Genomic DNA, 14551 nt, shown 5'->3' on the forward strand with positions numbered 1-14551 from the left:
GGAAGCGGTGCTGCGGGCGAACCCGCATGCCGCTTCGTCCTCACACACCGGACGGGCTGCAATACCTACCGGCTACGCGGCGCGACGCCCACGCGCAGGCGCGCCACCGCGGCCCGAACCGCCGGAGCGACCCGCTCCGCCGGTACCGCGCGAAGCGCCACCCGTACCGGCGCCGCGCGAAGCGCCACCGGCACTGGAACCGCGTGAGGCGCCACCCGTGCCGGAGCCGCCGGAGCGAGCCGCGCCGCCCGTGCCCTGCGCACCGGCACCTCCGGCAGCACCTGCGCCACCGCGGCGGCCGCGGCCTCGGCTGCCCGAGCGGAAGCCGCCCGTGCTGCCGGTGCCCGTACCCGTGCCGCCGCCGGTCCGCGTGCGCGGCTTCGGCGGGGTCGGCTGCGGGACCTCGATCACGATCGCGATGCCGGAGGGCTCGCGGGCCCCGGTGATCCGGGTGAGCTCCTCGTCGCTGGATTTGATCCGGGTGGTGCGGGGCGCGATGCCCGCGTCCTGCATCAGCCGGGTCATCTCCCGCTTCTCCTCGGGCAGCACCAGCGTGACGACGCTGCCGGACTCACCGGCGCGCGCGGTGCGTCCGCCGCGGTGGAGGTAGTCCTTGTGGTCGGTGGGCGGGTCCACGTTGACGACCAGGTCGAGGTCGTCGACATGGATGCCGCGGGCCGCCACGTTCGTCGCGACGAGCGCGGTGACCTCACCGGTCTTGAACTGGTCCAGGGTCCGGTTGCGCTGCGGCTGGGAACGCCCGCCGTGCAGCGCGGCAGCCCGTACACCGCTGGCGAGCAGCCGCTTGGCGAAGCGGTCGGCGGCGCGCTTGGTGTCGACGAACATGATCACCCGGCCCTCGCGGGCGGCGATCTTCGTGGCGACGGCCTTCTTGTCGGTCTCGTCGAGCACGTGGAGCACGTGGTGCTCCATGGTGGTGACGGCACCGGCGGACGGGTCGACCGAGTGCACGACGGGGTCGGTCAGGAACATCTTGACCAGCCGGTCGATGTTCTTGTCCAGGGTCGCGGAGAACAGCATCCGCTGTCCGCCCTCCTCGACCTGCTTGAGCAGGGCGACGACCTGCGGCATGAAGCCCATGTCGGCCATCTGGTCGGCCTCGTCGAGGACGGTGATGGCGACCTGGTCCAGGCGGCAGTCGCCGCGCTCGATGAGGTCCTTGAGGCGGCCCGGCGTGGCGACGACCACCTCGGCGCCGCGGCGCAGGGTGCCGGACTGCTTGGTGATCGACATGCCGCCGACGACGGTGGCCATCCGCAGGTTGACGGCGGTCGCGTACGGCGTCAGCGCGTCGGTGACCTGCTGGGCGAGCTCGCGGGTCGGGACGAGGACGAGGGCCAGCGGGGCCTTCGGCTCGGAGCGGCGCCCGGCGGTGCGGGCCAGCAGCGCGAGGCCGAAGGCGAGGGTCTTGCCGGAGCCGGTGCGGCCGCGGCCGAGGATGTCCCGGCCGGCGAGCGAGTTCGGCAGGGTGGCGCCCTGGATCGGGAACGGGTCGGTGACGCCCTGCGCGGCAAGGGTTTTCAGCAGGGCGGCGGGCATGTCCAGCTCGGCGAACGCCTCGACGGCGGGCAGTGCGGGGGTCATCGTTTCGGGCAGGGCGAACTCACCCTGCGGCGGCGTGGCCCTGCGACGGGGCGACGCCTTGCCGGATCCCTTGCCGGAACCCTGTGCGGTTGCCTGTGCCTGGGCCGTGCCACGCCCCCTCGACGGGCGATTGCGGGCGGGACGGTCCTGACGTTCGGAGCGGGTCATACGGAATTGCCCTCCTGGGGGATTCCTGGGAACTACGGGGACTGCTGGGGACTGCGCGGGAGTTCCGGGGCCTGCGCGGACGTGCGGACGGACCGCTGTGCGCGGCGCGCGGAACTTCCGGGGTGCCCGGGGTGCTTCGTCGCACCCGGTGCGGGGCGCCGGTCGGCGCCCGGTCTCTGCGTTACTTCCCAGGGACAGCACAAGCCGGGGCCCGCACCTTCTCGGTGCGGGCCCCGGCTGCGAGGTACGCGTCCGGCAATTAGGCCGGGACGATGTTCTCCGCCTGCGGGCCCTTCTGGCCCTGCGTGACGTCGAAGGAGACCTTCTGGCCCTCCTGGAGCTCACGGAAGCCCTGGGTGGCGATGTTGGAGTAGTGGGCGAAGACGTCGGCGCCGCCGCCGTCCTGCTCGATGAAGCCGAAGCCCTTTTCCGAGTTGAACCACTTCACGGTTCCAGTAGCCATGTCATTCTCCTAAAACAGGTGCAGTGCCGGAAATCCGCACTTTACGAATTCCAAGTCGCCGCATTGAGCCCCACCCGGAGAAAGCCGGAAAACAATAAAGCGCCTGAGGAAGCATTCCCGTCAGGCGCACATAAAGTTCATGGGTACCAAAACTGCAACGGGATCAACCCTAGCACGATCTGCCGACCAGCGGTGGGACGCGCCGTGCCGCCGGCCGGCGCGTTCCGCGGGAACCCTTGGGGCGCCCGGCCAGGAGCGGTTTTGAAGTCCTCCGAACCCGTTTCCCGGCGCGCCCCGCGGCGCGGGTTTCAGTGCCGCAGGGCGATGCCGTCCAGGACCATCGAGAGGTACTGGCGGGCGATCTCCTCGGGGCTGTGCTGTCCGCCCGGCCGGTACCAGGACGCGGCGACCCAGACGGTGTCGCGGACGAACCGGTAGGTGAGGCGGATGTCGAGGTCGGCGCGGAAGGTCCGGTCGGCCACGCCGCGCTCGAGCGTGCCGAGCCAGGCCTTCTCGAACCTCTCCTGGGACTCGACGAGGTACTGGAACCGGGGCTGGGCGGCCAGGTGCCGGGCCTCCTTCTGGTAGATGGCGACGGCGGCGCGGTGCCGGTCGATCTCGCGGAAGGACTCGGTGACGAGCGCCTCGATGGTCTCCCGGGGGCCGAGCCCGGCGCCGAGGACGGCGTCGTAGCCCTCCCAGAGTTCGCCCAGGAAGGTGGAGAGGATCTCGTCGAGCATCGATTCCTTGGAATCGAAGTGGTAGTAGAGGCTGCCCGCGAGCATGCCGGCCGCGTCCGCGATCCTGCGGACGGTCGTGGCGTTGTATCCCTGGGCTGCGAACACCTCGGCGGCGGTGGCGAGCAGTTCGCCACGGCGCTCGGGCGCGGGGGTCGCCTGGGGCTTCTTCTTGGTAGGCACCCGCCCATTCTCCGCCCGCCGGGAGCGGCCGCGGACGCCCCGTCGTCCACGGCCGGACAGCCCTGGGCGGCCCGGGCTGTCCGGGCCGGTGAGGGGCGGCGAGCGACGGTGAGGGCCGGTCAGGCGCGATGAGGGCCGGTCAGGGAGCGGTCATGGGGTTCCAGTCGCCGAGCCGTCGTCGTTGCCCCTGCGGATCGTGTGCAGCGGGTGGCCGGGGCGCCAGGTCTGGATGACCAGGGTGTCGCCGCCCTCGAGTCCCGTGCGCACCACCTCGGTCAGCTCCACCCGGAAGAGGTGGAAGGGTTCCGGCGGCTTCACCTCGGTGATGAAGCGCGCCAGCACGTCCGGATCGTCCACCTCGACGGCGCGTCCGGAGATCCGTACGTCCCCGTCGGCCATCTCGGCGTCGGGGCCGGGGTTGGCCTGCACCGCGAAGCGGGGGTCGCGGCGCAGGTCCAGCGCCTTGCGCGAGTTCGGCATCATGCCGAGGAACGGCTCGTCGAGCCGGAAGTCCACCTCGAGGCCGGTCACCCGGGGCGAGCCGTCCTTGCGGATGGTCGCCAGGACGTGGTGCTTGTACTGCTCGAAGCGTCGGCGGACGGTGTCGGCGAAGTCCGGCTCGGCGGACCGGAAGCCGGCCCAGGAATGTGAGGTCGTGGCTGTCATGACTCCATCGAACCCGGAAATCCCGACATCTTCTGTCCGGTTTCCCCGGGTGCGATCGTGGACCACCCGGACGGATGCCGTGCGGGCCCCGCCGTGGTGTGCTGGTAGAGAGGCTGAGGCCGCCGTCCGGCGGCAGGGAGGGGGCCGCTCCCGACTCCGAGGTGAGTTCAGATGGCCATCTTCATGAAGGCGTCACTGCCGGGCGTCACGACGGACCAGTACGACGCGCTGAACGCGAAACTCCAGGCGATGCCGGGCGACACCTTCGCCGGATGTCTCTCGCACGTGTGCGTCCCCACCGATACGGGCATCGAGGTGTACGACCTCTGGGAGTCCCAGGAAGCCATGGACAAGTTCGGGACGGTGATGATGCCCGTCGCCGAGAGGCAGGGCCTGCCCCCCGCGAGTGAGCGCCCCACGGTGTCCCAGGTCCACAACTACTGGGTACCCGGCTCCTGAGGCTCCGGTGACAGCGTGACCAGCGCCGCGTACCCCTGCGTCCGCAGCACGCACGCGGCCGTGCCCCGCAGCAGCACCGCGTCGTAGCAGCCGAGCCCGGTGTCCGTACCGTCGATGACGGCGCCGTCCTCCAGCGCCACGGCGAGCACCGCCCCGCCCTCCGGAGCCGCCAGCCGGAGGGTGCCGCGTACCACCGCCGTCTGCGCCCGGAAGCGGTCCCTGCGGTACATCACGTTGAGGTTCAGAACGGGGCCCGCCAGCAGCCGGCCGTCGGTCTCCACGTCGCCCGGGAAGTCGTGCGGCCAGTACGGCTCGTCGACGATGTGGTGCTCCCCGCCCACCATCAGATCCATCCCGGCGCCCTCCACCACCGTCAGCGTGCGGTCGACGCCCGGGAAGACGGAGAACGGCCCGTCCGCGGCCACGTCCGCCAGGCTGACCCGCCAGTCGAAGGCGTCGGTGGTGGCGCCTGGCGGCGCGGCGATGTCGCGGGTGATGCCCCCGCCGTTCTTCCACGCCACCTGCGCGCGGCCCGCCGCGCGCAGGATCCGGAACGCCTCGGCGGTCATCAGGGGGCTCCGATCGTCGGGGATGAGGAACCCCGAGCCTAGACCGCTCCCTGGGGTTCGCTATCTTGATCGCCGCCGCCCCCACCGGCCTCGTGTCCGCAGACCGATGAAGGAGCCGGCCATGGAGGCCGCCGTCACCACCTGCTACCGCCATCCCTCGTACGAGACGTATGTGAGCTGCACCCGCTGCGAGCGCTTCATCTGCCCCGACTGCATGCGCGAGGCGGCCGTCGGCCATCACTGCGTGGAGTGCGTGAAGGAAGGGCAGCGTTCGATCCGGCAGGCGCGGACCGTGTTCGGGGGTGCGGTGGCCCGCGGCACGGTGCCGCTCGTCACCTATGTGCTGATGGGCCTGAACATCCTGGTCTACCTCGCCGAGCTGGTCCGTCCGGGGATCGTCGACCGGTTCTCGATGACGGGTGCCGGGCTGACCGGCCCGGACGGCGGCCAGTACGTCTACGTGGACGGGGGTTTCCCCGGCCTCGACGTGATCGGCGTGGTGGACGGCGAGTGGTACCGGCTGCTGACCGGGGCCTTTCTGCACCTGCCTCCGGACGGGTCCTCCTTCGGTTCGCTGCCGTTCGGGGTGCTGCACATCCTCTTCAACATGTACGCACTGTGGAATCTGGGCCGGGTCGTCGAGGAGCAGCTGGGGCGGGTCCGGTATCTCGCGCTGTATCTGCTGTCCGCGCTCGGTGGTTCGGTTCTGGTCTACCTGATCGCGCCGTTCGACAGCGCGGTGGGCGCCTCGGGGGCGGTGTTCGGTCTCGCGGCGTCGTTCTACGTCATCAACCGGCGTCTGGGCCGGGACATGCGGGCGGTGAACCGGTTCCTGGCCGGGTTCCTGGTGTGGATGGTGATCTCCGCCGGTTTCACCTCGTGGGAGGGGCATCTGGGCGGGCTGCTGACCGGTGCGCTCGTCACGGTCGTCTACGCGTACGCACCGGCGCAGCGGCGTGCGCCGGTGCAGGCGGCCGGGTGTGTGGTGCTGCTGGCCGTGCTCGTGCTGCTGGTGGTTCTGAAAACCTCGGCGCTGACGGGCTGAGCCGCGGGCGGTGCACGGTGGTCTGACACGATGACCGCATGCGGAATGATCACTACCGGCCGGGGGCCGTGCGTTCCGGTGCGGGCTCCCTGATGCGGCGGCTGCACCCCCTGGACCGGCTGGCGGGCGGGCTGCTTCTGCTGGGCGTGGTGGCGGTGGTGACCGGGCTGCTTCCTGCTGATCCGGCGGCGGATGAGATGCGGCGCGTGGGGCCCCTGCTGGTGTTCCTGGCCACGGTGATCGTGCTGGCGGAGCTGGCGGGCCGGGCGCAGGTATTCGATGTGGTTGCGGCCTGGGTGGCGCGGGCGGGGCGAGGCCGTTATCCGCTGCTGTTCGGGCTGTGTGTGGTGTTCGCGTCGCTGACCACGATCACGCTGAATCTGGACACCACTGCCGTGCTGCTCACCCCGGTGATGCTGGCGCTGGGTACGCGGGTGGGGATCGCGGCCCTGCCGTTGGCGATGACGACGGTGTGGCTGGCCAACACGGCGAGTCTGCTGCTTCCGGTGTCGAACCTGACCAATCTGCTGGCGGCGGACCGGGTGGCGCTGTCCCCGGCGGGTCTGGCCGGTGTGATGTGGCTGCCCCAGCTGGCGGCGATCGGCGTGACGGCCCTGTGCCTGTGGGTCTTCTACTGGCGCCGCGGCCGGCGTGGGGCGGACCGTTACGTCCCGCCGGCCGTGCCGGTTCCGGGTGATCCGGTGCTGCTGCGGATCTGTTCGGTGGCGTGCGGCGGTTTCCTGCTGGCGATCCTGCTGCTGGACGTGCCGCTGTGGTCGGCGTCGCTGGTCGCGATGGTGATCGTGGTGGCGGCCTATGCGATGCGGCGCCGGGAGGAGCTGCGGGTGTCGCTGGTCCCGTGGCGGCTGCTGGTGCTGGTGCCCGGGATGTTCCTGGTCGTGGAGACGGTCAACGCGCACGGGCTGCATGAGCTGCTGGTGCGGGCGCTGGGCTCGGACGACGGCCTGGTGGGCATGCTGCGGTCGGCGGGGGTGGGTGCCGGGCTGTCCAACGTACTGAACAACCTGCCGGCGTACGTGGCGGGCGAGGCGGTGATCCCCGCGGACAACCACCACCAGCTGCTCGCCCTGCTGATCGGGGTGAACGCGGGGTCGGTGGTCACGCCGTGGGGTTCGCTGGCGACGTTGCTGTGGTTCGAGCGGTGCCGCTGGCAGGGGACGCGGATCTCCGTGGGGCGGTTCGTCCTGACCGGTCTGGTGCTGTCGGTGACGGCGGTGTCCGCCGCGACCTGTGCGCTGGCCCTGGTCACCTGAGGCACGAAACCGTCCCGGGATGCGCCACGGCGCCTGCCGAATCGTCCGGTCGGGGACGGGCAGGCGCCGCGTTCAGTTCCGTACGCCGTTGTACGGGACGTCTGTGTGCCGTGATCAGACCGTCAGGGAACGGTCCGTCGGGCGGATCGGGGCCGGCAGTGCGCTGGCTCCGGTCAGGAAGCGGTCCACGCCGCGTGCCGCGGAGCGGCCCTCGGCGATGGCCCACACGATGAGGGACTGGCCGCGGCCGGCGTCACCGGCGACGAACACGCCGTCGACGTTGGTGGCGTAGTCGTCGTCACGGGCGACGTTGCCCCGTGCGTCGAGTTCCAGACCGAACTGCTGGACCAGCCCGTTGGCCTGGTCCGTGCCGGTGAAGCCCATCGCGAGGGTGACCAGCTGTGCGGGGATCTTCCGCTCGGTGCCGGGCTTCTGCTCCAGCTTACCGTCCTTGAACTCCACCTCGACGAGGTGGAGGGCCTGGACGTTGCCGTCCTCGTCGCCCTCGAAGTGGGTGGTCGAGACGGAGTAGACCCTCTCGCCGCCCTCCTCGTGCGCGGAGGTGACCTTGTAGAGCATGGGGAAGGTCGGCCAGGGCTGGTTGGCGTTCCGGTCCTCGCCCGGCCGGGGCATGATCTCCAGCTGGGTGACGGAGAGCGCGCCCTGGCGGTGGGCGGTGCCGACGCAGTCGGCGCCGGTGTCGCCGCCGCCGATGACGACGACGTGCTTGCCCTCGGCGGTGATCGGGGAGACCGTCAGGTCGCCCTCCTGCACCTTGTTGGCGAGCGGCAGGTATTCCATCGCGAAGTGCACGCCGTTCAGCTCACGGCCCGGGACGGGCAGGTCGCGGGAGACGGTGGCGCCGGCGGCGATGACGACGGCGTCGTAGCGGCGGCGGAGCTTGGCGGCGTCGATGTCCTTGCCGATCTCCACCTCCGTGCGGAACTTGGTGCCTTCCGCGCGCATCTGCTCGATGCGGCGGTTGATGTGCGACTTCTCCATCTTGAACTCGGGGATGCCGTACCGGAGGAGTCCCCCGATGCGGTCCGCGCGCTCGTAGACGGCGACCGTGTGGCCGGCCCGGGTCAGCTGCTGGGCGGCGGCGAGTCCGGCCGGGCCGGAGCCGATGACGGCCACGGTCTTGCCGGAGAGGCGCTCGGGCGGCTGCGGGGTGACGTCGCCGCGGTCCCACGCCTGGTCGATGATCGAGACTTCGACGTTCTTGATGGTGACGGCCGGCTGGTTGATGCCGAGCACGCACGCCGACTCGCACGGGGCCGGGCAGAGCCGCCCGGTGAACTCCGGGAAGTTGTTCGTGGCGTGCAGGCGCTCGGACGCGGCGGTCCAGTCCTCGCGGTAGGCGTAGTCGTTCCACTCGGGGATGAGGTTTCCGAGGGGACAGCCGTTGTGGCAGAACGGGATGCCGCAGTCCATGCAGCGGCCGGCCTGCTTGCTGATGATCGGGAGCAGCGAGCCCGGAACGTAGACCTCGTTCCAGTCCTTGACGCGCTCGCCGGCGGGGCGGGTCTTGGCGACCTCGCGGCCGGTGGTCAGGAAGCCCTTGGGGTCAGCCATTGGTCGCCGCCTCCATCATCTTCTCGGTGGTCTCCTGCTCGGAGAGACCGGCGAGCTCAGCGGCGTCCTTGGCGGCGAGCACTGCCTTGTAGGTGGACGGGATGATCTTGCTGAAGCGGGCCACCGCGGTGGTCCACTCGGCCAGCAGCTTCTCGGCGACCGTGGATCCGGTCTCCTCCTGGTGGCGGCGCACGACGTCGTGCAGCCACTGCTCGTCGGTGTCGGAGAGCTCCTCGACCGCGCCGAGGTTCCCGATGTTGACGTTGTCGCGGTCCAGGTCGATGACGTACGCGACACCGCCGGACATGCCGGCCGCGAAGTTCCGTCCGGTCTCGCCGAGGACGACGGCGTGGCCGCCGGTCATGTACTCGCAGCCGTGGTCGCCCACGCCTTCGGAGACGACGGTGGCGCCGGAGTTGCGGACGCAGAACCGCTCACCGGTGCGGCCGCGCAGGAACAGTTCGCCGCCGGTCGCGCCGTAGGCGATGGTGTTGCCCGCGATGGTGGAGTACTCGGCGAGGTGGTCGGCGCCGCGGTCGGGGCGGACGACGACGCGGCCGCCGGAGAGGCCCTTGCCGACGTAGTCGTTGGCGTCGCCCTCCAGGCGCAGCGTGACACCGCTGGGGAGGAAGGCGCCGAAGGACTGGCCGGCGGAGCCGGTGAAGGTGATGTCGATGGTGTCCTCGGGCAGGCCCGCACCGCCGAACTTCTTCGTGACCTCGTGGCCGAGCATGGTGCCGACGGTCCGGTTGATGTTGCGGATCGCGACCTGCGCGCGGACCGGCAGGGCGGACTCGGCGCTGTCGGCGTTCAGGGCGTCGGCGGCGAGCTTGATGAGCTCGTTGTCGAGGGCCTTGGCGAGACCGTGGTCCTGCTCGGCGATCTGGTGGCGGACGGCGCCGTCGGCCAGCTCGGGGACGTAGAACAGCGGGGCGAGGTCGAGGCCCTGGGCCTTCCAGTGCGTGATGGCACGGTCGGTGTCCAGGAGCTCGGCGTGGCCGACGGCCTCTTCGATCGTACGGAAGCCGAGCTCGGCGAGGATCTCGCGGACTTCCTGGGCGATGAACTCGAAGAAGTTGACGATGTACTCGGCCTTGCCGGAGAAGCGGTCGCGCAGGACCGGGTTCTGGGTGGCGATGCCGACCGGGCAGGTGTCGAGGTGGCAGACGCGCATCATGACGCAGCCGGAGACGACGAGCGGCGCGGTCGCGAAACCGAATTCCTCGGCGCCCAGCAGTGCGGCGATGACGACGTCGCGGCCGGTCTTGAGCTGGCCGTCGGTCTGCACGACGATGCGGTCGCGCAGGCCGTTGAGCAGCAGGGTCTGCTGGGTCTCGGCGAGGCCGAGCTCCCAGGGGCCGCCCGCGTGCTTGAGGGAGGTGAGCGGGGAGGCGCCCGTTCCGCCGTCGTGGCCGGAGATGAGGACGACGTCCGCGTGCGCCTTGGAGACACCGGCGGCGACCGTGCCGACGCCGACCTCGGAGACCAGCTTCACGTGGATGCGGGCCGCCGGGTTGGCGTTCTTGAGGTCGTGGATCAGCTGAGCCAGGTCCTCGATGGAGTAGATGTCGTGGTGCGGCGGCGGGGAGATCAGGCCGACGCCCGGGGTGGAGTGCCGGGTCTTGGCGACCCACGGGTAGACCTTGTGGCCGGGCAGCTGGCCGCCCTCGCCGGGCTTGGCGCCCTGCGCCATCTTGATCTGGATGTCGTCCGCGTTGACGAGGTACTCGCTGGTGACACCGAAGCGGCCGGAGGCGACCTGCTTGATGGACGAGCGGCGGGCGGGGTCGTAGAGCCGGTCGGCGTCCTCGCCGCCCTCACCGGTGTTGGACTTGCCGCCCAGCTGGTTCATGGCGATGGCGAGGGTCTCGTGCGCTTCGCGGGAGATCGAGCCGTACGACATGGCGCCGGTGGAGAAGCGCTTGACGATGTCGGAGACGGACTCGACCTCGTCGATGTCGATCGCCTCGCGGCCGGAGTTGAACCCGAACAGGCCGCGGAGCGTCATCAGGCGCTCGGACTGCTCGTTCACCCGGTCCGTGTACTTCTTGAAGATGTCGTAGCGGCGGTTGCGCGTGGCGTGCTGGAGGCGGAAGACCGTCTCCGGGTCGAACAGGTGCGGCTCGCCCTCGCGGCGCCACTGGTACTCGCCGCCGATCTCCAGCGCGCGGTGCGAGGCGGAGATGCCGGAGGCGGGGTAGCCCTTGGCGTGCCGGGCGGCGACCTCCTTGGCGATGACGTCGAGTCCGGCGCCGCCGATCTTGGTGGCGGTGCCGTTGAAGTACTGCGCGACGAAGTCCTCGTCGAGGCCGACGGCCTCGAAGACCTGGGCGCCGCGGTAGGAGGCGACGGTGGAGATGCCCATCTTGGACATGACCTTCAGGACGCCCTTGCCCAGCGCGTGGATGAGGTTGCGGATGGCCTGCTCGGCCTCGATGCCCTCGATGAACGTGCCGGCGCGGACGAGGTCCTCGACGGACTCCATGGCGAGGTACGGGTTGACCGCGGCGGCGCCGTAGCCGATCAGCAGGGCGACGTGGTGGACCTCGCGGACGTCACCGGCCTCGACCAGCAGGCCCACCTGGGTGCGCTGCTTGGTGCGGATGAGGTGGTGGTGGACGGCCGAGGTGAGCAGCAGCGAGGGGATCGGGGCGTGCTCGGCGTCGGAGTGCCGGTCGGACAGGACGATCAGGCGGGCTCCGTCCTCTATGGCGGCGTCGACCTCGGTGGTGATCTGCTCGATGCGGGCGGCCAGCGCCTCGCCGCCGCCGCTGACGCGGTAGAGGCCGGAGAGCGTGGCGGCCTTCATGCCCGGCATGTCGCCGTCGGCGTTGATGTGTATGAGCTTGGCCAGCTCGTCGTTGTCGATCACCGGGAAGGGCAGCGTGACGCTGCGGCAGGCCGCGGCGGTCGGCTCCAGGAGGTTGCCCGCGGGGCCGAGCACCGAGCGCAGCGAGGTGACGAGCTCCTCGCGGATGGCGTCCAGCGGCGGGTTGGTGACCTGGGCGAACAGCTGGGTGAAGTAGTCGAAGAGCAGCCGGGGGCGCTCGGAGAGCGCGGCGATCGGCGAGTCCGTGCCCATGGAGCCCAGCGGTTCGCCGGCGGTGCGGGCCATCGGGGCGAGGAGGACGCGGAGCTCTTCCTCCGTGTAGCCGAAGGTCTGCTGGCGGCGGGTGACGGAGGCGTGGGTGTGGACGATGTGCTCGCGCTCGGGGAGGTCCTCGAGCTCGATCTCGCCGGTCTCCAGCCACTCCTGGTAGGGCTGCTCGGCGGCGAGGGACGCCTTGATCTCGTCGTCCTCGATGATGCGGTGCTCGGCGGTGTCGACGAGGAACATCTTGCCGGGCTGGAGGCGGCCCTTGCGGACGACCTTGGCGGGGTCGATGTCCAGGACGCCGACCTCGGAGGAGAGCACGACGAGGCCGTCGTCGGTGACCCAGTAGCGGCCGGGGCGCAGACCGTTGCGGTCGAGGACCGCGCCGACCTGGGTGCCGTCGGTGAAGGTGACGCAGGCCGGGCCGTCCCAGGGCTCCATCATCGTGGAGTGGTACTGGTAGAAGGCGCGCCGGGCCGGGTCCATGGAGGCGTGGTTCTCCCAGGCCTCGGGGACCATCATCAGGACCGAGTGCGGCAGCGAGCGGCCGCCGAGGTGGAGCAGCTCCAGGACCTCGTCGAAGGAGGCGGAGTCGGATGCGTCCGGGGTGCAGACGGGGAAGATCCGGTCGAGCTGCGCCTCGCCGAAGAGGCTGGAGGCGAGCTGGGACTCGCGGGCCTTCATCCAGTTGCGGTTGCCCTTGACCGTGTTGATCTCGCCGTTGTGCGCGACGAAGCGGTACGGGTGGGCGAGCGGCCAGCTCGGGAAGGTGTTGGTGGAGAAGCGGGAGTGGACCAGCGCGACCGTGGTCGCGAAACGGCGGTCGGAGAGGTCGGGGAAGAACGGCTCCAGCTGCCCGGTGGTGAGCATGCCCTTGTAGACGATCGTGCGGGCGGAGAGCGACGGGAAGTAGACCCCGGTCTCACGCTCGGCGCGCTTGCGCAGCACGAAGGCCTTGCGGTCCAGGACGATGCCCGTGCTCTCGCCGTCGGCGACGAAGAGCTGGCGGAACTCGGGCATGGTGGCGCGGGCGCCGTTGCCGAGGATGTCGGGGGTGACCGGGACCTCGCGCCAGCCGAGGACCTTGAGGCCTTCTTCGGCGGCGATCTTCTCGAGGTTGCGGACGGCCTCGGTGGAGTCGTCCGCGGGCAGGAACGCGATGCCGACGGCGTAGGCACCGGCCTCGGGGAGGTCGAAGGGGACCTCTTCGCGGAGGAAGGCGTCCGGGACCTGGAGCAGGATTCCGGCACCGTCACCGGAGTCGGGCTCGGATCCGGTGGCGCCTCGGTGTTCGAGGTTGCGCAGTACGGTCAGCGCCTGCTCGACCAGCTCGTGGCCGGCCACACCGGTCAGAGTGGCTACGAACCCGACACCACAGGCGTCGTGCTCGTTGCGGGGGTCGTACATCCCCTGCTGGGCGGGGCGACCGTCCATGGGCGACCAGGCGTCGGTGCGCATCGGCTCTCCCGTCGTCGTCGTGGCATTTGCGTGCCGAGGGACGACGTTGGCCCTCTGCGAAATTTCGTGCAGATTACATGATGGGACGCTTCTCAAAAAGCGGATAGCTCGTTCCAACATACGGACACCGCCATAGCGGTGGAGTGGGTCGCAGTCGGAGGATCGGCGCCCGGGAGACCGCAGAGAGCAGGCGTCGTTGCCTGCGGTGTCTACGGCTCATGCCCAGCGGCAAAGGAAACGAAACCGCCGGGTAACGACTACTTATGTGTAGCCCTGCATAGAGTCTCATTTTACGTCGCGTTCGGCCGTTCCGCCCAGTGGCGGTGATCAGGACGTACGTCACACAGGTGGCGGACACGTTACGGCCACGCACACCGGAGGTGTACGTGGCCGTGGACAGTACCGCAGGCCCCTGGGACTCAGCCCCCGACGGCGACCCCGAACAGGGAGCCCAGGCCGTAGGTGATCGCGGCCGCCGCGCCGCCGAGGACCAGCTGCCGCAGCCCGCTGAACCACCAGCTGCGGGCCGTCACCCGGGCCACCACCGCGCCGCAGCCGAAGAGCCCGGCCAGGGCGAGCAGCACAGCGGGCCACATCGCGTCCGCGCCGAGCAGGTACGGCAGTACGGGCAGCAGCGCGCCCAGCGCGAAGGCGCCGAACGAGGACACGGCGGCGACGAGCGGCGAGGGCAGGTCGCCCGGGTCGATGCCCAGCTCCTCGCGGGCGTGTATCTCCAGGGCCTGCTCGGGGTCGCGCGACAGCTGCCGGGCGACCTCCCGGGCGAGCCCTGCCTCGACTCCCCGGGACTCGTAGAGCTCGGCGAGCTCCCGCTCCTCGTCCATGGGGTGCTTACGGAGCTCCCGGCGCTCGACATCCAGTTCGGCCTCGACGAGCTCGCGCTGCGAGGCGACCGAGGTGTATTCGCCGGCCGCCATGGAGAAGGCGCCCGCGGCCAGACCGGCCAGGCCGGTGATCACGATGGTGCGGTGCGAGACGTCGCCGCCGGCGACACCGCTCATCAGGGCGAGGTTCGAGACGAGCCCGTCCATGGCACCGAACACCGCCGGGCGCAGCCAGCCGCCGTTCACGTCACGGTGGGTGTGGTTGTCCCGGTGCGCCTCGTGCAGTACGGCGTCGGTCTCGATGATGGACACAGCTCTCCCCTTCTCCGGCAGCGCGTTTCGCACGCTCCCGCCCCGCTCGACACCCTCGAAAGTACGCACGAAAAAGGGGTCCCGCCAGCAAGGCAGGCCGT

At 70.5% G+C, this 14551-nt stretch carries 11 protein-coding genes; 3 read left to right on the plus strand and 8 right to left on the minus strand.

Annotated elements, in window-relative coordinates:
• Positions 1–72: 72 nt before the first annotated feature.
• The 4 genes from ABTX18_RS25660 to ABTX18_RS25675 all read right to left on the minus strand — a co-directional run bounded on the left by ABTX18_RS25660 (position 73) and on the right by ABTX18_RS25675 (position 3822).
• A complete protein-coding gene (locus tag ABTX18_RS25660; protein ID WP_352125089.1) occupies positions 73–1773 on the minus strand; it encodes a DEAD/DEAH box helicase in 1701 nt (566 codons plus the stop codon).
• Between the two features lie 259 nt (positions 1774–2032).
• Positions 2033–2236 carry a cold-shock protein gene (locus tag ABTX18_RS25665; RefSeq protein ID WP_015607926.1) on the minus strand — a complete coding sequence of 68 codons (204 nt, stop codon included), beginning with the start codon at positions 2234–2236 and terminating at the stop codon, positions 2033–2035.
• 308 nt (positions 2237–2544) lie between these two features.
• Positions 2545–3156, minus strand: coding sequence for a TetR/AcrR family transcriptional regulator (locus ABTX18_RS25670; RefSeq protein ID WP_352125090.1), 612 nt, complete (start codon positions 3154–3156; stop codon positions 2545–2547).
• Between the two features lie 150 nt (positions 3157–3306).
• Positions 3307–3822, minus strand: coding sequence for a pyridoxamine 5'-phosphate oxidase family protein (locus ABTX18_RS25675; protein WP_352125091.1), 516 nt, complete (start codon positions 3820–3822; stop codon positions 3307–3309).
• A gap of 171 nt (positions 3823–3993) precedes the next feature.
• On the opposite strand from ABTX18_RS25675, the gene ABTX18_RS25680 reads away from it, so the two are divergent.
• Positions 3994–4281, plus strand: a complete 288-nt coding sequence (locus ABTX18_RS25680; RefSeq protein WP_352125092.1) for a hypothetical protein — start codon at positions 3994–3996, stop codon at positions 4279–4281.
• Here the strand turns inward: ABTX18_RS25680 and ABTX18_RS25685 are convergent.
• Positions 4260–4850 carry a HutD/Ves family protein gene (locus ABTX18_RS25685; RefSeq protein ID WP_352125093.1) on the minus strand — a complete coding sequence of 197 codons (591 nt, stop codon included), beginning with the start codon at positions 4848–4850 and terminating at the stop codon, positions 4260–4262. The two genes, ABTX18_RS25680 and ABTX18_RS25685, sit on opposite strands and share 22 nt — an antisense overlap.
• A gap of 121 nt (positions 4851–4971) precedes the next feature.
• Between ABTX18_RS25685 and ABTX18_RS25690 the strand changes: the two genes are divergently transcribed.
• On the plus strand, positions 4972–5895 hold the full coding sequence (locus tag ABTX18_RS25690) for a rhomboid family intramembrane serine protease (protein WP_352125094.1): 924 nt from the start codon (positions 4972–4974) through the stop codon (positions 5893–5895).
• Positions 5896–5933: 38 nt separating this feature from the next.
• Positions 5934–7169 carry an ArsB/NhaD family transporter gene (locus ABTX18_RS25695; RefSeq protein ID WP_352125095.1) on the plus strand — a complete coding sequence of 412 codons (1236 nt, stop codon included), beginning with the start codon at positions 5934–5936 and terminating at the stop codon, positions 7167–7169.
• Positions 7170–7283: 114 nt separating this feature from the next.
• On the opposite strand, the gene ABTX18_RS25700 is transcribed toward ABTX18_RS25695, so the two are convergent.
• From ABTX18_RS25700 to ABTX18_RS25710, 3 genes are all read right to left on the minus strand, one after another.
• Positions 7284–8744 (minus strand): glutamate synthase subunit beta, encoded by a 1461-nt coding sequence (locus tag ABTX18_RS25700; protein WP_352125096.1) that lies wholly within the window; start codon positions 8742–8744, stop codon positions 7284–7286.
• Positions 8737–13296, minus strand: a complete 4560-nt coding sequence (gene gltB, locus ABTX18_RS25705) for a glutamate synthase large subunit (protein WP_352125097.1) — start codon at positions 13294–13296, stop codon at positions 8737–8739. The genes ABTX18_RS25700 and gltB overlap by 8 nt, the downstream gene beginning before the upstream one ends.
• Before the next feature lie 419 nt (positions 13297–13715).
• Positions 13716–14450, minus strand: a complete 735-nt coding sequence (locus ABTX18_RS25710; RefSeq protein ID WP_352125098.1) for a VIT1/CCC1 transporter family protein — start codon at positions 14448–14450, stop codon at positions 13716–13718.
• Positions 14451–14551: the final 101 nt, after the last annotated feature.

It is taken from the genome of Streptomyces sp. NPDC096323 (assembly GCF_040302845.1).
In the GTDB taxonomy this organism is placed as follows: Bacteria; Actinomycetota; Actinomycetes; order Streptomycetales; family Streptomycetaceae; genus Streptomyces.